The organism is Micromonospora sp. NPDC049201, assembly GCF_055586805.1.
In genome coordinates this window covers 402,201-420,600 of the sequence record NZ_JBVJHM010000007.1, presented here as the reverse complement: position 1 = coordinate 420,600, position 18,400 = coordinate 402,201, and the positions used below count along the sequence as shown (strand labels likewise).

The following is an 18,400-nucleotide window of genomic DNA, read 5'->3' as shown; positions in this document are numbered from 1 at the left end:
GGCTCCGCTTCGCTGCACTCCTCGCGCTCACGGGGCGACTCCGTAGGCGGACAGGCCGGTGGTCTCGGGGAGCCCGGCCATCAGGTTGGCGTTCTGCACGGCCTGACCGGCCGCGCCCTTGCCCAGGTTGTCGATGGCGCTGACCACCACGACCCGTCCCGAGTCGGTGTCCACCGTCGCCTGGAGGTGACAGGAGTTCCCGCCGGCGGTGGCGGCGGTGTGCGGCCACGCCCCCTCGGGCAGCAGGTGCACGAAGGGCGCGTCGGTGTAGGCGTCGGCCAGCACCGCGCGGGGGTCGGCGTCGCCGGCCGGCACCGCGGTGACGGTGGCCAGGATGCCCCGGGGCATCGGGGCCAGCACCGGCGTGAACGACAGCGAGGCCGCGCCGGTGGCCTGCTTGATCTCCGGCACGTGCTGGTGGGTGCCCACCTTGTAGGGGGAGAGGTCGCCCATCACCTCGCTGCCGAGCAGGTGGGCCTTGGCGGCCCGGCCGGCGCCGGAGGTGCCGGAGGCGGCGACCACCACCACGTCGTCGGGGCGTACCGCGCCGGCGGCGATCAGCGGAGCCAGCGCCAGCGTGGTGGCCACCGCGTAGCAACCGGTGCTGGCGACCCGCCGCGCCGCCGCGATCTCGGCCCGCCGGCCGGGCAGTTCCGGCAGCCCGTAGGTCCAGGCGCCGGCGTGCGCGCCGCCGTAGTAGCGGGCCCAGGCGTCGGCGTCGCGCAGCCGGTGGTCGGCGCCGAGGTCGACCACCATGACCGCGTCGGGCAGCGCCGCGGCGAGCGCCGCCGACTGGCCGTGCGGCAACGCCAGGAAGACCAGGTCCGCGTCGGCCAGGGTTTCCGCCTCGGTCGCCCCGAACACCAGGTCCAGGCCGGCGAGCTGCGGGTGTACGGCGGCGACGGGCTGGCCCGCCTGACTGTGTGCGGTGGCGGCGACCAGCTCGAACTCGGGGTGGCCGGCGAGCAGGCGCAGCAGTTCGCCCCCCGCGTATCCGCTCGCGCCGGCCACCGCTACTCGAATGCCCATACAAACCTCCGCATGACTATGCAGAAAGATTAGCAGTCGATGCAGGGGCCTGCAAGGTCATGCAGTGTGACGCATGAAGCTGCATCGGCGCGCTTCACATTGACAGTCGCCCATTCCACGTCGATGCTGAGAGAGCGCTCTCTCGGATCCCGTTCCGCCGTGCCGCGCGACCGCCGCACCGTGCCCCCACCACCTCGGAGTCATCCTTGCCCACCCGTACGAAAATCCTGCGCGCCCTGCTCGCGCTCCTGGTCACCACCGCCGGCTCGGTCGTCGCGGCCGCCTCGCTGGCCCGGGCCACCGGCCCGAACCTGCTGCCCCTCACCGTCACCAACCACACCGGCCGGGCCGACGCCACCTGGCTCTACGTGCTCGGCACCGACCTCGCCTCCGGCCGGCTCGGTCACGTCGACGCCGCCGGCACGTTCACCCCCTGGCCGGCCGGCGGCCTGCCACCCACCCCCGCCCCCGACGTGGCCATCCCCGGCCCGGCCAACGGCGGCGCCACCACGCTCAAGGTCCCCCGCAACATCTCCGGGCGGGTCTACTTCGCGTTCGGCGCGAAACTGGCGTTCCGCCTCACCCCGGACGGCCTGGTCCAGCCCGCGCCGTGGGCCCCCGGCGACCCCAACCGGGACGTCCTGTTCGACTGGTCCGAGTTCACCTACAACGACGCCGGGCTCTGGCTGAACAGCTCACAGGTCGACATGTTCGCCATCCCGCACGTGGTCGGCGTGACCGGCGCCGACGGCGCCTCCCGGGAGACCGGCCGACTCGTCGACGACGGCCGCAACCGGGTCGTCGCGGCGATCCGCGCCCAGGCCGGCTGGGACGGCACGGTGCAGACCAGGGCCGACGGCACTGTGCTGCGGGTGCTCTCCCCCGGCAAGGCCGCCGACGCCGGCCTTCTCGACGCCGGCTACCTCGACCCGTACATCGCCTCGGCCTGGCAGGCGTACGCCACCCGGGCGCTGACCGTGACGCCCTTCCTCGACCAGCCCGGGATCAGGTACACCGGACGCACCAGCGGCGACGTCATGACGTTCACCGACGGCGCGGGCCAGCGGGTCGCCAGCTTCACCAGGCCCACCAGCTCCGACGTGTGGGACTGCGACGGCGCGCTCGCCGCCCCGAACGACCTCGTGGTCGGCCCGATCGCCCGGACGCTCTGCGCCGCGCTGCACCGCTCGACCCTGGGCGTCCGCGACGTGCAGCCCTCCGGCGGCCCGGCCGACTTCTACCGGGGCACGCTCACCGACCACTACTCCCGGATCGTGCACGCCAACATGGTCGACGGGAAGGCGTACGGCTTCGCCTTCGACGACGTGCTCAACCAGGAGTCGCTGGTGCACGACGGCGACCCGCGCGCCGCGCGCATCGACCTGAGCCCGTTCGGCCCGGGCGGCGGCCCGGGCCCGAGCCCGACGCCTACGCCGACCTCGCCGGACCCCACCCCTTCGGGGTCCGACAGCCCGTCGCCGGAACCGACGACGAGCCCGTTCGGACCGCAGCTCTACCTCGGCGAACCCGACCTGCTCCGGCAGCGTCCGGCGAGCACCGCCCGGGCCACGATCGCGGCAGCGGACGACACCTGGGTCGGCACCCCGCACACGCCACGGGTCTACCGGGCGGACAACCTGACCGCGCGGTGGACCGGCGGCACCACCTCGTTCCGTCTCCTCGTCGACGCCGGCACCGCGATCGGCAACGGCACCCAGCTCCGGGTCTCCTACGACCTGACCGGGGACGGCACCTGGGACCGGGTGGAGACGTACCACTACTTCGCCACGGACCCGCTCACCGGCTGGGAGGACTACACCCAGGACCGGGGCCTGGCGACGGCCACCGGCACCCTCGGCGACCTGCGGGGCGGCAGCGTACGGGTGGAGGTGTGGAACGCCATCGGCGCCGCCACGTCCACCCTCGCCGTCGGCGACGGGTCGCAGCTCACCCTCCCGTACACCGCCTGAGACGACGACGGCCCTTCCCGGGGACCTGTCGGGAAGGGCCGCGCCGGCTCAGGGTCAGCGACGGTGCTCGGCGAGCCCGTGCTGCTGCTGGTACGTGCGCAGGGCCGTGTCCCACGCCTGGGTGTACTCCGACGGCCCCATGTTCAGGTCGTTGTGTCCCCGGACCGCCTCACGGAGCAGGTCCACCAGCTCCGGCACGGTCTCCCGGCGCTCCGCCACGTAGCGGCGGAACACCTCGGCGAACTGTTCCCCGGTGAGCCGGGCGGCGTGCGCCGTCACCGGGTCGTCCTCCAGGTTCTGGAGCACCGCACACCACCGCCGGGTCAGCTCGTCGGCCTGACGGGCCCGGATCTTCTGCAGCTCGTGGTCGCACTCCAACCGGATCCGGTCCTCCCAGTACGGCCGCAGCCGTTCCCGCACCCGCTCGTCGGGACTGACCCGTACCTGGACGGTGAAGGAGGGCGCCGTCCCCTCGCGGGGCCAGCGTCGACCCGTCAGGCGCGTGTTCAACGCCTGCTCCAGTTCGTGGGATCGATGGGGCTCGTGTTGCCGGGAGAGGCCGACCGCCTCCTCCCGGAGAATGCCGCCGGCCCAGGTCAGGTAGCTGTCCGCCCGTAACCGCAGATACTCGGACGTCATGTGCTGGGCAGTCCAGACGAAGACGGGGTTCAGCCGGAAGTCGAAGGCGTCGCCCCTCGCCGGCACCAGGACCGGCTGCGGCGCCTCCTGCCGGTACGACACGGTCACCGGGGCCACCGGCACCGGCGGCGCGGTGATCAGGGGCGAGGTGGTGGGTGGGAAGATCGCGTGCCACCAGCGGCGGTGCTCCGGCTGGTCGGGAACGGACGGTCGGGTGGCCGGACGCGCCGTGGGGTGGGTGCTCATCGCTGTTCCTCTTCGGTGAGTCGTCGAATGTCGTCGAGCAGGGGGTTGCCGCGCATCACGGGCCGCCAGACGTGCCGGAGCTGATGGTCGAGGCGGCGCCGGAGCGGTTCGTGGCCGGCCACGACCGCCCGGAGCAGCTCCAGGCAGTACGCCGCCACCTCCGGATGTCCGTCCGCGCGGTTGAGCCAGAACCCGAGCGTCCGCCAGGCACGGAACGCGGTCCCGGGAAGGGAGAGCGCGGCGGCCCAACACGTGGCCAGCTCCGGCAGTCGGAGCGTGCCGCTCCGCACCAGGTCCAGCAGTTCCGGCCAGTGCTCCCGGGGCATGGGCGCCCAGCGGTCGGCGAGGGTCCGCAACGCACGCCCCGCATGCAGGCGTACCTCGGGGTCGGCCGAGGCGGCCCACTCCGCGAGCGCGGCCAGCACGGCCGGCGCGTGGCCCGCGTCGTAGACCTCCACCAGTCCGCGGACCACGGAGTTCTGCCACCGCTGCATCCGGGCCTCGGCGACCTGCCGTAGCTGGAGAAGCGCCGTGTCGGGCCAGAGACGAGCCAGACCGAGGGCGTACGCCCGGGCCACGGTGTCGCGCCGGTGCGCGGCGCCGCTCTCGGCCCAGCGGTCCAACTCGGTGCGGATCCGCTGCCGCAACGAGGGTTGCATCGCCATGGCGACCAGGGCGATGGCAGCCGCCTGGCGTACGCCCGCGCGACGTTCCCGGGCCAACTGGTCCACGGCATCCAGCGCGGAACGCACGGCGTGCCCCGCCGACCAGCCGATCGCACCCGCCGCAGCCTGCCGTACCCCCGGCACGTCGCCACGGGCGAGCTCGACCCACCACCCCAGGAGCTGCCCCGGCAGGAACCAGTCCTGCCAGGCGACCTCCAGCAGGCTGGCCCGCAGCGCGTCATTGCCCGGGGTGAACTCCACCCGCCGCCCACCCGCGACCCGGTCGTCGTCGTCGAGCACCCGCACGGCCTGGCGCAGCTCCGTCCCCAGCAGCTCGTCGAGCGCGGCCGAGGTCCGCGCCGAGGACGCCCGTCCCGGCTCGTCGAACCCGGGCAGAGTCAGCAACCGGGCCGCCTGGTGGACCTCCGACACCGGCTGCCCGGCCAGCACCGCGCAGGACAGCCGGAAAGCGCGCCGCTCGTCGGCGGTCCAGCTCCCCGACAGGTCCCGCCCCGCGTCGGCGCAGTCGAGGATCCGCGCCGCCCGTTCGCGCACCTGCCGGGGCAGCAGGCGCTCCAACTGCTGGGTGAGGTCCGCGCCGCTCACCGGGTTCCGGGCGATCGACTCCACCACCCGGACCACCTCACCCGGGCGCGGGTCACCACCCAGATAGCCGATCAGCAGGGGATGCCCGGCGCACTCCTCCTCGACATAGCTGTCGACGCACCCACCGGCGCAACCGTCGCCGCACCAGCCGACGCACCGGCCGCGCAACTGCCGGCGTAGTTGGGCGCGGAAGACATCCACCGCCGCCGGGGGGCGGTGTTCGACGAGCTGGTCGGTGAACTCGCGGATCCGCGACCGGAAATCGCCGACGAGCACCATCGTGCAGCCCGCCGCCTCGACCCGGTTCGCCGCACCGACCAACGTCATACCGTCCAGTTCCCGAACCGCCCGATCGCTCAGGGGCAGCACGTAGCCGTGCCCGGCACGCAGGGTTCCGGCCGCCTGGATCAGATCCCCGGGACCCTCCACGTTGACCAGTCCCACGCGGTCGTAGCCGTGCCGCCGAGCGGCGGCCAGACGCGCCGCCGTGTGCCGGCCGGCGCCCTCCGGCCCGGAGAGGCAGACCAGGGCCACCTGCTTCAGCCGTCGGTCGAGCTGCTGGTCGCTGGGAGCGGGCGCGTAGCCGTCGGCGGACTGGCGGACGACCGTCCCGCTCAGCGTCTCGGACCAGGTCCGGCCACCGACGGCGCCGGCCATCGTGATGTTCATCGTGCCGATGGCGGTGGCTCCGGCCCCGGTCGCGTTCTGCCCCCGGACGCGCATCTCCCCGACCTCGACGCCGGCCGGGGTGCCGAGCAGCGCGGACAACCGGTCGAGCACCTCGCCGGGATCGAGCGGGGAATCGTCCTCGACGTCCTCCACACCGCCCTGGTCGTCCTCCGCCGGCTCCTCCCCGGGCCCACCGTCCGCCGTGCCGGGCGGCCAATGCTCCTCGGCAGACTCCTGACCGGCCGGTGCGACCGGCACCGGCACGGCGTCCACCTCCGGCTGCGGCGCGAACCCGGTCACCTGTCACCACCGTCCCGACCGATGGTGGCGTCCCGGCCGACGGATCCGATCGCGGTCGCGTTCGCGCCGATGGCGTTCTGTCCGTCCACCCGGAGGCTACCGATGTGGATACCGGAGCTGCCGGGTCCGGCGACGCCCGGGGCGGGAGCCGGAGCGGCGCTCGGAGCCCGCTCGGCGTCACCGGCCGGCGCGGTCGGGCCCCCGCCCTCCGGCGACGCCGACGACATGTCCTCGTCGACCACGTGGAGCCAGGCATACTCCTCGAAGTCCTTGTGAGGATGGCTGACCCGAACCCGGCGGAACCGTTCGGGCCGCAACTCCTCCGGATATTCGCAGACGACGTCCTGGTAGATGTCGGTGGAGACGACCAGAGCGACGCCCGCGCCCGGGAAGTCCGCCAGCGCACGCCTCACCGGATCGGCGTCACAGAGTCGGCAGACCCGCACCACGGCGGTGCCCGGGAAGCCGTTCGCGCCGTCGAGATGCACGATCCCCTGGTGTACGGCCATCCGCAGGCGGATCCGCGCCGCCGGGACGCGGCTGCTGTTGTACGCCCGCAACCGTCGGCTGAGTTCGGGCACGAACCGGCCGATCACGCGCGCCTCCGGGGCGTCCCGGGGCAGGATCGCCAGCTCGCCGTCTCCGGCCTGCTGGGTACGCCAGGCCGTCCGGTCCAGCCCGACCGCGGCGGCCGCCTCGTGCAGCAGACGCCGGAACTCCTGCTGCGCCTCGTACTGCTGGAGGTTGCTGCGGCGGCTGTACCGCTCCATGTCCACACTTATCAACAGTCGTCGCTCGGGATGGTGCATCGACGTGTCGCCCCTTCGTCACCCGCCCGCCGACACCGGCGGGACCACAAGGGACATCGAACCGGGCTCACCCGGGCCGCACCCCGTAGAAGTACGGCATCCGCCGGGCCGTCCGAAACCGGTCTTCCCCTCTCCGTCCGGGATCCGGCGGGCCGGATCCGGGTTGCACTGGGGACATGGTCGAGGTCCTCAGCGAACTGCTCCTCGCCGCAGGCTGGCAGCCGGCGCAGGTGCTGGCCATGGTGGCGCTGTACGCCGGGGCCGTGGCCCTGCTGCGCCGGGCGTCGCGCTCCGCTCAGTTTCGGCTACGCTTCGACCGCCTTCGCGGGAAGACGAGAGTGAGGTTGTCGATGCGTCGAGGTGCATCCCCGGACGTCCAGTGGCCGTACGGCACCTTCCTGCAACGGCTGCGGCCCGACACCCGCGCGATCGTGCTCGACCTCGGCGTCCGGCGTCAGGTGCCGGCCGGGCAGATTCTCATCCATGAGGGCGTTCGGGAGTCGCACCTGGTGCTGCTGGAGGCGGGTCTGACAAAGGTGACGGCGAGCCTCCCCGACGGCCGGTCGGCGCTGCTCTCGCTGCGGGTCGGCGGTGACCTGGTCGGCGAGATGTCCGCCCTCAACGACCAGCCACGCTCGGCCACGATCACCACCTGCGGCCCGACGCGCTACAGCGTCGTCACGAGAGACCGTTTCACCCGCTTCCTCAGGGAGCACCCCGAGGCCGCGCTCGAACTCGCGGCGATGGTCGCGGACCGGCTGCGCTGGTCCAACCGCCGCCGCATCGACTTCAGCTCGTACGCCGTGAAGATCCGGGTGGCCAGGGTGATCGCCGAGCTGTGCCGCACGCACGGCCGACGGAGCCCGGACGGAGTCGTCATCGACGTCCGGCTCACCCAGCCCGAGCTGGCGACGATCTGCGGGGCCGCTGAGACCTCGATCCAGAAGGCGCTGCGCGACCTGCGCGCCGAGCGGCTCGTGGACACCGACTACCGGCGGATCACCGTGCGGGACCTGCGACGCCTGCGGGAACTCGGCGAGCTGCCCGCCGACGAGGAGTGACCGCCCGGCGGGAACTCCCGCGGATGTCCGAGTGTGAAGAGGGGCCCCCGCCTCTACCGTAGGCGTTAAGCGGGGGCCCCTCCTTACACCTCAGGCGCCGCGGAGGGTGGCGCCGAAGCGCTGCGCGGCGAGCGCCACCGCGGCGTCCCGGGCGGCCACCGCCTCCTCACCCGCGAGGGTGCGGTCCGGGGCGCGGAACGTCAGCTTGTACGCCAACGACTTCCGTCCGGCGCCGAGCTGCGCCGAGGCGTAGACGTCGAAGAGCCGGACATCCTCCAGCAGCGCGCCGGCGCCCTCGACGAGCGCCGCCCGGACCTCGGCCGCCGGCACCGCCTCGTCCACCACCAGCGCCACGTCGATCAGCGCCGGTGGGAACGTGGAGATGGCCGGCCCGGCCACCAGCGGCGCGGCGGGCAGCGCGTCCAGGTCCAGCTCCATGGCGCTGGTGCGCCGGGGCAGTTCCAGCGCCGTCACCACGGCCGGGTGCAGCTCGCCGGCGTGCCCGACCACGGTGTCGTCGACGAGCAACTCGGCGCAGCGGCCCGGGTGCCAGGGGGCGTACTCACCGGAACGCACGGTCACCCGGTCGGCCGGGATGCCGGCGGCGGCGAGCACCGCCCGGCCGGCCTCGACGGCGTCCGCCCAGCTTGCCGCGCGACCCGCGCCCCACCAGCCGGCCGGCTCGATCTCGCCGCAGAGCGCCACCGCGACGTGTCGCGGCTGCGCCGGCACCACCGCGTCGGCGGCGGCGAACTCCTCGTCGGTGGGCCGCCGGTCCACGCCCATGGCGGGCGGGGCGCCGACGCCCGGGCGGGGACGGAAGACCGCGCCGATCTCGTAGATCGCCACGTCCCGCTGGCCCCGGCCGACGTTGCGCCGGACGATGCCGAGCAGCGGGCCGAGCAGCGTGGTGCGCAGCAGCGGCTCCTCCTCGGACAGCGGGTTGGCCACCCGCACCGCGGGGCGGCGCGGGTCGTCGGCCGGCAGGCCGAGCTGGTCGGCCAGCTCCGGGGCGACGAACGGCTGCGCCAGCACCTCGACCCAGCCGCGCTCGGCGAGCGAGCGGGCCACCGCGCGGCGGCGCTGCTGCGCCGGGGTGAGGCCCCGGCCGGGCCGCGCGGTGGGCAGCACCGACGGCACCCGGTCGTAGCCGTCGAGGCGGACCACCTCCTCCACCAGGTCGGCCGGGTCGGTCAGGTCGGGCCGCCAACTCGGCGGCGTCACGGTCAGCACCTCGGCGGTCCCGCCGGTGGCCACCCCGACCGTGCCCGGGTCCTCGCCGAGCCGGTCGACGCCGCGGCGGACCGCGCAGCCGACCTGCTCCAGCAGCTCCACCACCCGGTCCGCCGGGTACGACACACCCACCCGGCGGGTCGGCAGGTCCACCGGCAGCGTCACCGGCGACGGCGGGCGGACGTGGTCGAGGTCGAGCACCTCCGCGCCGGGCGTGCCGCCGGCCAGGTCGGTGAGCAACCGGACCGCCTTCTCCAGCGCGACGAGCGGCAGCGTCGGGTCGACGCCCCGCTCCCAGCGCTTCGCGGCCTCGCTGAACAGCTTGTGCCGCCGGGCGGTGCGGCCCACCATGGCCGGGTCCCAGTGCGCGGCCTCGAACAGCACGTTCGTGGTGGAGGCGAGCACCTCGCTGGTCTCGCCGCCCATCACCGCGGCCAGCGAGATCGGCCCGCTGTCGTCGCAGATCACCATGTCCTCGGCGACCAGGCTTCGGCTCACCCCGTCCAGCGTGGTCAGCTTCTCCCCCGGCTCGGCGCGGCGCACCACCAGCGGCCCGGTGATCCGGTCCGCGTCGAACGCGTGCATCGGCTGGCCGAGTTCCAGCATCAGGTAGTTGGTGATGTCGACCGGCAGCGAGATGCTGCGCACGCCGGCCGCGGTCAGCCGCTGCCGCATCCAGCCGGGCGTGGCCACGGTCGGGTCGACGCCGCGCACCATCCGGGCCGCGAACCGGTCGCAGCCGACCGGGTCACGGACCTCCACCGGGTACGCCGGCTCGGCGGTCCTGCCCGTCGCCGGCGCGTCGGCCGGGTCACGGAACGGCACGCCGAGCGCGTGCGACAGCTCCCGGGCGATGCCGCGGACGCTGAGCGCGTACCCGCGGTCCGGGGTGATCTCCATCTCGACCACCACGTCGTCCAGGCCGACGACCGGGCGCGCGTCGTCGCCGGGCTGGGCCTTGACGTCGGCGGGCAGCACGATGATGCCGGAGTGGTCGTCGCCCAGGCCCAGCTCCCGCGCCGAGCAGATCATCCCGTGGGAGTTGCGCCCGTACGTCTTGCGCGCGCCGATGGCGAAGTTGCCCGGCAGCACGCCGCCCGGCAGGATCACCACGACCTTGTCGCCGGGGGCGAAGTTGCGCGCCCCGCAGACGATCTCCTGCGGCTCGCCGGTGCCGTTCGCGCCGCCGACGTCCACCCGGCAGAAGCGGATCGGCTTCTTGAAACCGGTCAGCTCCTCGATCTCCAGGACCTCGCCCACGACCAGCGGGCCGGTGACGGTCGCCCGCAGGTCCACGATCGACTCGACCTCGATGCCGAGGTCGACGAGCGCCTGCTCCAGGTCACCGGCGGGCAGGTCGGCGGGGAGATCCACGTACTCCCGCAGCCAACTGACTGAAACTCGCATGATTCCTCTACCACCGTTCCCGTAGCTCAGGCGCCGAACGCGCGGGTGAACCGCACGTCGCCCTCGGCCATGTCCCGCATGTCGCTGACGCCGTGCCGGACCATCACGGTCCGGTCGATGCCCATGCCGAACGCGAATCCGGAGTAGACCTCCGGGTCGATCCCGCAGGCGCGCAGCACCCGCGGGTTGACCATGCCGCAGCCGCCCCACTCGACCCACTGCGGCCCGTCCCGGTGCTCCGGGAACCAGACGTCGAACTCGGCCGACGGCTCGGTGAACGGGAAGTAGTGCGGACGCCAGCGCGTCTTGGCGCCCTCGCCGAACATGGCGCGTGCGAAGTGGTCGAGCGTGCCGCGCAGGTGCGCCATGGTGATGCCCTTGTCCACCACCAGGCCCTCGACCTGGTGGAAGACCGGCGCGTGGGTGGCGTCCAGCTCGTCGGTGCGGTAGACCCGGCCGGGCACCACCACGTAGATCGGCGGTTTGCGGCTGAGCATGGTGCGCGCCTGCACCGGCGAGGTGTGGGTGCGCAGCACCAGACCCGAGCCCTGGGGGGCGATGTGGAACGTGTCCATCAGCCCGCGCGCCGGGTGGTCGGCCGGGATGTTGAGCGCGTCGAAGTTGGTCCACTCCAACTCGACCTCGGGCCCCTCGGCCACCTCGTAGCCCATGCCGATGAACAGGTCGCTGATCTGCTCCATCAGCACGGTCAGCGGGTGGCGGGCGCCGCGCGGCCGGCGGTCGTGGGGCAGGGTCACGTCGACCCGCTCCTCGACCAGCACCCGCTCGGCCTGCTCGCGGTCCAGGACCTCCTGGCGGGCGGCGTACGCGGACTCGATGGCCCGGCGGGCCTCGTTGACCCGCTTGCCGGCGTCGGACTTCGCGGCCGGCGGCAGCGCGCCGATCTCCCGGCGGGCGAGGGACACCGGGGACCGGTCCCCCAGGTGCGCCGGGCGCAGCGCGGTCAGCGCGTCCGGATCGGCGGCGGCGGCGAACGCCTTCTCGGCGTCGGCCACGGCCCCGGCCAGCGCGTCCGGGTCGAGCAGGGCGACCTGCTTCGGGTCGTACGGATCGTTGCGGTAACTCATGGTGAACAGGCACTCCCTCAAGGGCGGCGCCGGCCCGACTACAGGCGGCCAGGCGAGTCTACGGACGCGCGGCTTCGCCGCAGCCCGCCGGTGGGAGTCGTGCAGGGGGAAGGGTCAGACCTGCCGCCCGCCGACACCGGCGGGCTGGCTAAACGAACGCCGTGGCGCGTTCCTCACGAGGTGGACTCCCCTGCGGTGTGCCGCGTGGCCCTGGGGGCACGCAGTGCTCTGGCCGAAGAATACAGGCAGACGGCCGCCGCCGCAGCCAGATTGAGACTCTCGGCGCGCCCGTGCAGCGGCACCCGGACCCGGGCGTCGGCGACCGCGGTCAGCTCCTCGGGCAGGCCGTGCGCCTCCGCGCCGAACAACCACGCGGTGGGCGCGGCGAGCCGGCCGGCGTCCGCGAGGTCGTCGAGGTCGCTGTCGCCGTACCCGGTGGTGGCCAGGATCGCCAGCCCGGCGGCCCGCAGCGCCGCGACGGCCGCGAGCGGGTCGGCGGCGCGCACCACGTCGACGTGGAACAGGCTGCCGGCGGACGCCCGCACGCACTTGCCGTTGTACGGGTCGACCGCCTCCCCGGCGAAGACCACCGCGCCGGCGCCGGCCGCGTCGGCGGTGCGCAGCACCGTGCCGGCGTTGCCCGGGTCACGGATCCCGGCGAGCACCGCGACCAGTCGCGGCCCGTCCGCGACGGCCTCGGCCAGCGGCACGTCGAGGTGCCGGCAGACCGCCACCAGGCCCTGCGGGGCCACCGTCTCGGTGAGCGCGGCGAGGGCCTCGTCGGTGACCTCGGAGACCGGCACGTCGGCGCGGGCGGCGACGGCGGCGAGGTCGGCGTGCCGGTCCAGCGCGGTCGGGGTGCCGAACAGTTCGACCACCGTGCCGGCGCGGGCGAGCGCCTCGCGGACGGCCTGCGGCCCCTCGGCGAGGAAGCGGCCGGCCTGCTCGCGGTCGCGCCGGCGGTGCAGCCGGCGGGCCGCCACGACCCTCGGGGTACGCGGGGTGAACGGGCCGGAGACGGCGTCGAGGCGTCTCCCCTGCGACGGTGACTGCATGGGAGACGCCTCGATCTGCCGTACGGGTGGGTCAGGCGGCCTCGGCCGCGTACAGGTGGGTCAGGCGGCCTGAGCCGCGGCGCCACCGGTGCCCTCGGCCGCCACGGCGGCGCGGGCCAGCTCGACGATCGCCGCGAACGCGGCGGCGTCGTTGACGGCCAGGTCGGCCAGGATCTTGCGGTCGACCTCGATGCCGGCCAGGCGCATGCCCTGGATCAGCCGGTTGTAGGTCAGGCCGTTGGCCCGGGCGCCGGCGTTGATCCGCTGGATCCAGAGCTGCCGGAAGTCGCCCTTGCGGTCGCGACGGTCCCGGTAGGAGTACTGCATCGAGTGCAGCACCTGCTCCTTGGCCTTGCGGTAGAGCCGGGAGCGCTGACCGCGGTAACCGCTCGCGGTCTCCAGCAGGGTACGACGCTTCTTCTGGGCATTCACAGCCCGCTTGACGCGTGCCATCTCAACTCCTTCTTCGGTTCAGGTGGCGCGCGTCAGCGGCCGAGCAGCTTCTTGATGCGCTTCACGTCGGCCTTGGCCAGCTCGACGGTGCCGGTCAGCCGGCGGGTCTGGGTGGAAGGCTTCTTCTCCAGCTTGTGGCGGAGGCCGGCCTGCTGGGCAACGATCTTGCCCGAGCCGGTCACCTTGACCCGCTTGCCCGTACCCGTGTGGCTCTTCATCTTCGGCATGTGGAACGTCTCTCCCTGTTACTGGCCGCTGGTGTCAGCGGTCGGGCCGGTCTCACCGGCTGCTGCGGTCTCGCCGGCCGCCGGGGTCTCGCCACCTGCCGGGGCTGCCGACTCCTCCGCGGCCCGGTCCCGGGGCCCACCGCGGGACGCCGTGGCGGCGACCGCGGAGGCCTTGACGGCCCGGTGCGGAGCGAGAACCATGATCATGTTTCGGCCGTCCTGCTTCGGGGCGGCCTCGACGTATCCCAGGTCCGTGATCTCGGACTCGAGCCGGCGCAGGAGCCGGTAACCCAGCTCCGGGCGGCTCTGCTCGCGACCGCGGAACATGATCGTCACCTTGACCTTGTCGCCCGCCTTGAGGAACCGCACCACGTGACCCTTCTTGGTCTCGTAGTCGTGCGGGTCGATCTTCGGCCGGAGCTTCATTTCCTTGATGACGGTCTGCTGCTGGTTACGCCGCGCTTCGCGCGCCTTGAGTGCGCTCTCGTACTTGAACTTGCCGAAGTCCATGAGCTTGCACACCGGCGGGCGCGCCATCGGCGCAACCTCGACCAGGTCCAGGTCGACGTCCGCGGCCAGCTGCAGGGCGCGCTCCAGCGGGACGATGCCCACCTGCTCACCCTCAGGGCCGACCAGTCGGACCTCACGTGCCCGGATCTGCTCGTTCACGCGTGGTTCGACGCTGATGGGGCCTCCTCGAGTCGAGTGTCCTACGGTGCCGACTCCGCGGGCTCCCGGGCGGGAGCCGACCCGGAAAGCAGAAGGCCCCGGCGTATGCCAGGGCCCACTCGACCGGTCGGCACGATCACAGGATCGCGCATCCGGGATCGGGACGTGCCCGAAACCGGGGACCGGACCCGGACACCTGGACGGCGACTCGGGTGGGAGCGGGCGCTCCGCTTCAGCGACAGCCCACACGTCAGGGACGGGGGCAGTCTGGTCGACCCCGCAACACTACACCCTCGACCCAGGCCCACCCAAACCGGGCCCGCAGGTCAGCGGGGCGCGGACTGCCCGGCGGCCAGCGTGGCCAGGTGCGCCTGGTGCAGGCGGCGCAGCGCGCGGACCGCCTCGACCGCGCTCTCCTTGTCGGCGGCCTGGAGCGCCACCATCGGCAGCAGGTCGTCGTCGTGCAGCTCCAGGCTGGCCCACGGGGCGCCCCGGTCGAACCGGACCCCGCGGATCACCTCCCACGGCAGCTCGTAGGAGCCGACCACGTTGCGCACCCGCACGCCCCTGGCGTCGGCGACCACGCGGGGACGGGTGAACAGCAGGAAGCCGAGCGCGCCGAAGACGCCCAGGCCGATCATGGCGAACTGGTCGCCGCGCTGGAACGAGCCGTAACCGTCGCCGGTCGCGCCGGTCAGGGACGTCGCGACGAGGCTGAACACCACCAGCAACGTGACGGCCGCCGCCCAGCAGACCACCCGGACGCGGCGGGGCCGCACGGTCACCACGGAATCGCTCACCCGACCAGTCTGCCATCCGGCTCGCGCTCGCGTTCGGCCGCCACACGGGCCGGACCGCGCCGCCGGACGCCCGCCACCAGCAGCGCCAGCAGCGTGAGCACGGCGCCGGCCAGCACCGGCAGCCGGACGCCGGGGCCGTCGGGCAGCGCCAGATCCAGCAGCAGCGCGCCGCCGAGCTGCCCGGCCACCAGCGCCAGGCCGGTCCGCAGCACCCCGGCGGCCCGCACCCCGACCAGCAGCGCGAGCACGATGCCGACGCCGAACAGGCCGCCCGTGTAGAGCCACCACTCGGTCGGCCAGCGTGGCGGGCCGACGAACGCGCCGACCAGCAGCGCCACCGCGCCGATCACCGACGTGCTGACCACGAAGTTGACCGCGAGCCCGGCGGCCGGCCCGACCCCGGCCGCGATCCGCCCGTTGAGCGCGGACTGGAACGCCACCGCCAACCCGCCCACCACGGAGAGCAGCACCAGGCCGATCGCCAGGTCACCCACCGGCCGGCCGAGCTGCGCGAGCGCCACCGCGCCGATGCCGAGCAGCGCGCCGGCCACCCGGGGCGCGGTGAGCCGCAGCCGGCCGGCCGCGGCCAGCCCCGCCCGGTCGACGGCCAGGCCGCCGAGGCTGCCGCCGGCCACCTGGGCGATGGTGAACACGGCCACCCCGAGCACCGGCACCACCACCGGCGCGGTCAGCACGACCACCGCGCCGCCCACCCCGCCCAGGTACGACCACCAGGGCAGGCCGGCCCGGCGCAGCGCGGCCAGCCCGGTCCGCATCGACGGCACCACCGCCAGCCCGACCAGCACGACCAGGCAGCCGACCGCGTTGTTGGCCACCGCACCCAGGACCGGGGCATCGGTCCGCGCGCCCAGCTCGGCGTTGACCACGCCCTGCGCGGCCGAGGCCACGCCGGCCAGGACGACGACGGTCAACGCGGCCGGGAGCGGCAGCGGCCTCACAGACGGCAGGCGTGGATGTTGGTGACCAGGATCGCCCGGGCGCCCAACTCGTACAGCTCGTCCATGATCCGGTGGACGTCCTCGCGGAGCACCATCGCCTGCACCGCGACCCAGCCCTCCCGGTGCAGCGGCGAGACGGTCGGCGACTCGATGCCCGGGGTGAGCGAGCTGGCCCGGTCGAGCAGCCCGGCCGGCACGTCGTAGGCGAGCATCACGTAGCGGCGGGCGACCAGCACGCCGTGCAGCCGGCGTTCGAGCTGCTCCTGCTGGGCGCTGCCGGGCGCGCCGGCCCGCCGTACCAGCACCGCCGAGGAGCGCAGCAGCGGCTCGCCGAACACCACCAGGCCGGCCTGGCGCAGCGTGGCGCCGGTCTCCACCACGTCGGCGACCACGTCGGCCACGCCGAGGCGGATGGCGTTCTCCACCGCCCCGTCGAGCCGGATCACCTCGGCCTTGACGTCCAGCTCGGCCAGGTGCCGCTCGACCAGACCCGGGTACGCGGTGGCGATCCGGTGCCCGCCGAGCTGCTGGACGGAGGCGACGTCGTCGGGGCGGGCGGCGAACCGGAAGGTGGCCCGCCCGAAGTTGAGGTCCACCACCTCCTCGGCCGGCGCACCGGAGTCGATCAGCAGGTCCCGCCCGGTGATGCCGACGTCCAGGTCGCCGGAGCCGACGTAGGTGGCGATGTCCTTGGGGCGCAGGTAGAAGAACTCGATGTCGTTGGGCTCGTCCCGGCAGACCAGGTCCTTCGGGTCGGTGCGCTGGCGGTAGCCCGCCTCGCGCAGCATCCCGGCGGCCGACTCGGCCAGGGCGCCCTTGTTGGGTACGGCGACACGCAGCATGGGAGTGCTCCTTCGTTCGATCGGATGATCAGCGGACGGGCACTCACAGATGTCGGTAGACGTCCTTCAGCTCCAGGCCGGTGGCCAGCATCAGCACCTGCGCCTGGTAGAGCAGCTGGGAGATCTCCTCGGCGGCCCGTTCCGGGCCCTCGTGCTCGGCCGCCATCCACGACTCGGCCGCCTCCTCGACGACCTTCTTGCCGATGAAGTGCACGCCCTTGGCGAGCGCGTCGACCGTGCCCGAGCCCGGGGTGCCGGCGGCGGCCTTGGCCTGCAGCTCGGCGAACAACTCCTCGAACGTCTTCACGACACGCGATTCTTCCAGCCGCCCCCGGTGCGCACACCGACCGGGTCCACCCGCGTCGCCCACCTCACCGTCCGTCCCCGACGGGCAGCCCGGCGAGGAAGGCGCGGACGGCGGCGGCGAACTCGGCGGGACGCGCGGTGGGCACCGCGTGGCCGGCGTCGACGGTGACCAGGCGGGCGGCGGGAATCCGGGCGGCCATCCGGTGAAGCTCCCGCTGTGGGAGGTGACTGGTGGGGCCACCGGCCACGACCAACGTCGGCGCGGTGATCTCCGGCAAACCCTCCCACCAGTCGGGAGGCGGTGCGTTGAGTTCGGCGACGACCGCCTGCCGGGCGGCCCAGTCGTAGGGCAGCGGCCCGTCCGGTCGGGGCGACAGCCGCAGGCCGAGTGGCACCGGCGGGGGCGGTTCGACAAGCACCAGCGCCGCCACCCGCTCCGGGTACGCCCGGGCGAACAGGTGCGCCGCCACCGCGCCGGACGAGTGCCCGAGCAGGGCGACCCGGGGCAGCGCCAACACGTCGAGCAGCGCCAGCACGTCGTCGCGGACCAGTTCCAGCGAGTACGCGTCGGCCGGTCCCGTCGCGCCGTGGCCGCGCAGGTCGGGGGCGTACGTGCGGGTGGTGTCGCCGAGCGCGGCGGCCAGCGCGGCCCAGCTCTCCCCCGACCCGGCGCCGCCGTGCAACGCGACCAACGGCCGGCCGTCGACCCGACCCCACCTCCGGTACGCCAGGCGCAGCCCCGACAGCTCGGCGTACGCGATCTCCGTCACCGCGACAGTCAACCACCCGCGACCGCCAGGTCCCAGCCCTCGGCAGCGGCCGGAGGCGGTTGGGTTGCCCGCCCCCGGTGGGGGTGGGATAGGTGGGGTCAGGCGAAGCCGAGGCGGTGGGCGCCGGCGGCGTCCAGGGCGCGGATGGCCAGTGCGGCGTCCAGCGCGGCCACCGTGGCGGCCCAGCCCTTGTCCTCGGCCGAGCCGGGCAGCCCGGCCCGGTCCCGGGCCTGCTCGATGGTGTCCACCGTGAGCACGCCGTGCGCCACCGGCTTGCCCTCGTCCAGCGCCACCCGGGTCAGCCCGTCGGTGACGGACCGGCAGACGTAGTCGAAGTGGGCGGTCGCGCCGCGTACCACCACGCCGAGCGCGACCACCACGTCGTGGCGGCGGGCCATCGCCTGGGCCACCACCGGCAGCTCCACCGAGCCGGCCACCCGGGCCACCACAGCCCGCGCGCCGCACGCCTGCGCGGCGGCCACCGCGCGCTCCACCATGTGATCGGTCAGCTCGCCGTGCCAGCGCGCGGCCACCACACCGACGGTCAGCCCGGCGGCGTCCACCTCGGTGACGCCCGGCTCCCCGAAACCCGCCATC

General features: G+C 74.1%; 18 protein-coding genes. 2 read left to right on the top strand and 16 right to left on the bottom strand.

The window, feature by feature from the left end:
* Positions 1-27: 27 nt before the first annotated feature.
* The gene (gene argC / locus ACZ6O5_RS18010; RefSeq protein WP_465978430.1) at positions 28-1,029 is read right to left on the bottom strand and encodes an N-acetyl-gamma-glutamyl-phosphate reductase; all 1,002 of its coding nucleotides are present in this window, start codon (positions 1,027-1,029) and stop codon (positions 28-30) included.
* A gap of 206 nt (positions 1,030-1,235) precedes the next feature.
* On the opposite strand from argC, the gene ACZ6O5_RS18005 reads away from it, so the two are divergent.
* Positions 1,236-2,999: a beta-1,3-glucanase family protein gene (locus ACZ6O5_RS18005; RefSeq protein ID WP_465978428.1), complete on the top strand. Its 1,764-nt coding sequence runs from the start codon at positions 1,236-1,238 to the stop codon at positions 2,997-2,999.
* 54 nt (positions 3,000-3,053) lie between these two features.
* Here ACZ6O5_RS18005 and ACZ6O5_RS18000 read toward each other — a convergent pair whose 3' ends face one another.
* Genes ACZ6O5_RS18000 through ACZ6O5_RS17990 form a run of 3 tightly spaced genes read right to left on the bottom strand, consistent with a single transcriptional unit; the run spans position 3,054 to position 6,894 of the window.
* Positions 3,054-3,884, bottom strand: coding sequence for a hypothetical protein (locus tag ACZ6O5_RS18000; protein ID WP_465978426.1), 831 nt, complete (start codon positions 3,882-3,884; stop codon positions 3,054-3,056).
* The gene (locus ACZ6O5_RS17995) at positions 3,881-6,124 is read right to left on the bottom strand and encodes an NACHT domain-containing protein (protein WP_465978424.1); all 2,244 of its coding nucleotides are present in this window, start codon (positions 6,122-6,124) and stop codon (positions 3,881-3,883) included. Before ACZ6O5_RS17995 ends, ACZ6O5_RS18000 begins: the two co-directional genes overlap by 4 nt.
* Positions 6,121-6,894, bottom strand: coding sequence for a hypothetical protein (locus ACZ6O5_RS17990; protein WP_465978422.1), 774 nt, complete (start codon positions 6,892-6,894; stop codon positions 6,121-6,123). The genes ACZ6O5_RS17995 and ACZ6O5_RS17990 overlap by 4 nt, the downstream gene beginning before the upstream one ends.
* A gap of 215 nt (positions 6,895-7,109) precedes the next feature.
* On the opposite strand from ACZ6O5_RS17990, the gene ACZ6O5_RS17985 reads away from it, so the two are divergent.
* Positions 7,110-7,994: a Crp/Fnr family transcriptional regulator gene (locus ACZ6O5_RS17985; RefSeq protein ID WP_465978421.1), complete on the top strand. Its 885-nt coding sequence runs from the start codon at positions 7,110-7,112 to the stop codon at positions 7,992-7,994.
* Positions 7,995-8,084: 90 nt separating this feature from the next.
* On the opposite strand, the gene pheT is transcribed toward ACZ6O5_RS17985, so the two are convergent.
* The 12 genes from pheT to ribH all read right to left on the bottom strand — a co-directional run bounded on the left by pheT (position 8,085) and on the right by ribH (position 18,399).
* Positions 8,085-10,634, bottom strand: coding sequence for a phenylalanine--tRNA ligase subunit beta (gene pheT, locus ACZ6O5_RS17980; RefSeq protein WP_465978419.1), 2,550 nt, complete (start codon positions 10,632-10,634; stop codon positions 8,085-8,087).
* A 26-nt stretch (positions 10,635-10,660) separates the two neighbouring features.
* Positions 10,661-11,722, bottom strand: a complete 1,062-nt coding sequence (gene pheS / locus ACZ6O5_RS17975) for a phenylalanine--tRNA ligase subunit alpha (protein WP_396771163.1) — start codon at positions 11,720-11,722, stop codon at positions 10,661-10,663.
* A 173-nt stretch (positions 11,723-11,895) separates the two neighbouring features.
* Complete coding sequence (locus ACZ6O5_RS17970; RefSeq protein ID WP_465978417.1) at positions 11,896-12,777, bottom strand: TrmH family RNA methyltransferase; 882 nt, start codon at positions 12,775-12,777, stop codon at positions 11,896-11,898.
* A gap of 60 nt (positions 12,778-12,837) precedes the next feature.
* Positions 12,838-13,230, bottom strand: coding sequence for a 50S ribosomal protein L20 (gene rplT / locus ACZ6O5_RS17965; RefSeq protein WP_222957518.1), 393 nt, complete (start codon positions 13,228-13,230; stop codon positions 12,838-12,840).
* Positions 13,231-13,262: 32 nt separating this feature from the next.
* On the bottom strand, positions 13,263-13,457 hold the full coding sequence (gene rpmI, locus ACZ6O5_RS17960; RefSeq protein WP_107160101.1) for a 50S ribosomal protein L35: 195 nt from the start codon (positions 13,455-13,457) through the stop codon (positions 13,263-13,265).
* Positions 13,458-13,475: 18 nt separating this feature from the next.
* Positions 13,476-14,126 (bottom strand): translation initiation factor IF-3, encoded by a 651-nt coding sequence (infC, locus tag ACZ6O5_RS17955; protein ID WP_091263828.1) that lies wholly within the window; start codon positions 14,124-14,126, stop codon positions 13,476-13,478.
* Between the two features lie 326 nt (positions 14,127-14,452).
* The gene (locus ACZ6O5_RS17950; protein WP_199199889.1) at positions 14,453-14,926 is read right to left on the bottom strand and encodes a PH domain-containing protein; all 474 of its coding nucleotides are present in this window, start codon (positions 14,924-14,926) and stop codon (positions 14,453-14,455) included.
* Positions 14,923-15,885: a DMT family transporter gene (locus ACZ6O5_RS17945; RefSeq protein ID WP_465978414.1), complete on the bottom strand. Its 963-nt coding sequence runs from the start codon at positions 15,883-15,885 to the stop codon at positions 14,923-14,925. Before ACZ6O5_RS17945 ends, ACZ6O5_RS17950 begins: the two co-directional genes overlap by 4 nt.
* Positions 15,882-16,727 (bottom strand): ATP phosphoribosyltransferase, encoded by an 846-nt coding sequence (gene hisG / locus ACZ6O5_RS17940; RefSeq protein WP_281939776.1) that lies wholly within the window; start codon positions 16,725-16,727, stop codon positions 15,882-15,884. The genes ACZ6O5_RS17945 and hisG overlap by 4 nt, the downstream gene beginning before the upstream one ends.
* A 43-nt stretch (positions 16,728-16,770) precedes the next feature.
* Complete coding sequence (locus ACZ6O5_RS17935; protein ID WP_043324932.1) at positions 16,771-17,034, bottom strand: phosphoribosyl-ATP diphosphatase; 264 nt, start codon at positions 17,032-17,034, stop codon at positions 16,771-16,773.
* A 64-nt stretch (positions 17,035-17,098) separates the two neighbouring features.
* Entirely contained in the window at positions 17,099-17,803 is a 705-nt protein-coding gene (locus tag ACZ6O5_RS17930; RefSeq protein ID WP_465978411.1) for an alpha/beta fold hydrolase, read from the bottom strand.
* Positions 17,804-17,901: 98 nt separating this feature from the next.
* The gene (ribH, locus tag ACZ6O5_RS17925) at positions 17,902-18,399 is read right to left on the bottom strand and encodes a 6,7-dimethyl-8-ribityllumazine synthase (protein ID WP_465978409.1); all 498 of its coding nucleotides are present in this window, start codon (positions 18,397-18,399) and stop codon (positions 17,902-17,904) included.
* Position 18,400: the final 1 nt, after the last annotated feature.

What these genes read in the sequence shown, in the direction of transcription:
- argC (WP_465978430.1), bottom strand. Translation starts at nt 1,029, where the DNA reads ATGGGCATTCGAGTAGCGGTGGCCGGCGCGAGCGGATACGCGGGGGGC.
- ACZ6O5_RS18000 (WP_465978426.1), bottom strand. Translation starts at nt 3,884, where the DNA reads ATGAGCACCCACCCCACGGCGCGTCCGGCCACCCGACCGTCCGTTCCC.
- ACZ6O5_RS17990 (WP_465978422.1), bottom strand. Translation starts at nt 6,894, where the DNA reads ATGGAGCGGTACAGCCGCCGCAGCAACCTCCAGCAGTACGAGGCGCAG.
- ACZ6O5_RS17985 (WP_465978421.1), top strand. Translation starts at nt 7,110, where the DNA reads ATGGTCGAGGTCCTCAGCGAACTGCTCCTCGCCGCAGGCTGGCAGCCG.
- pheT (WP_465978419.1), bottom strand. Translation starts at nt 10,634, where the DNA reads ATGCGAGTTTCAGTCAGTTGGCTGCGGGAGTACGTGGATCTCCCCGCC.
- pheS (WP_396771163.1), bottom strand. Translation starts at nt 11,722, where the DNA reads ATGAGTTACCGCAACGATCCGTACGACCCGAAGCAGGTCGCCCTGCTC.
- ACZ6O5_RS17970 (WP_465978417.1), bottom strand. Translation starts at nt 12,777, where the DNA reads ATGCAGTCACCGTCGCAGGGGAGACGCCTCGACGCCGTCTCCGGCCCG.
- rplT (WP_222957518.1), bottom strand. Translation starts at nt 13,230, where the DNA reads ATGGCACGCGTCAAGCGGGCTGTGAATGCCCAGAAGAAGCGTCGTACC.
- rpmI (WP_107160101.1), bottom strand. Translation starts at nt 13,457, where the DNA reads ATGCCGAAGATGAAGAGCCACACGGGTACGGGCAAGCGGGTCAAGGTG.
- hisG (WP_281939776.1), bottom strand. Translation starts at nt 16,727, where the DNA reads ATGCTGCGTGTCGCCGTACCCAACAAGGGCGCCCTGGCCGAGTCGGCC.
- ribH (WP_465978409.1), bottom strand. Translation starts at nt 18,399, where the DNA reads ATGGCGGGTTTCGGGGAGCCGGGCGTCACCGAGGTGGACGCCGCCGGG.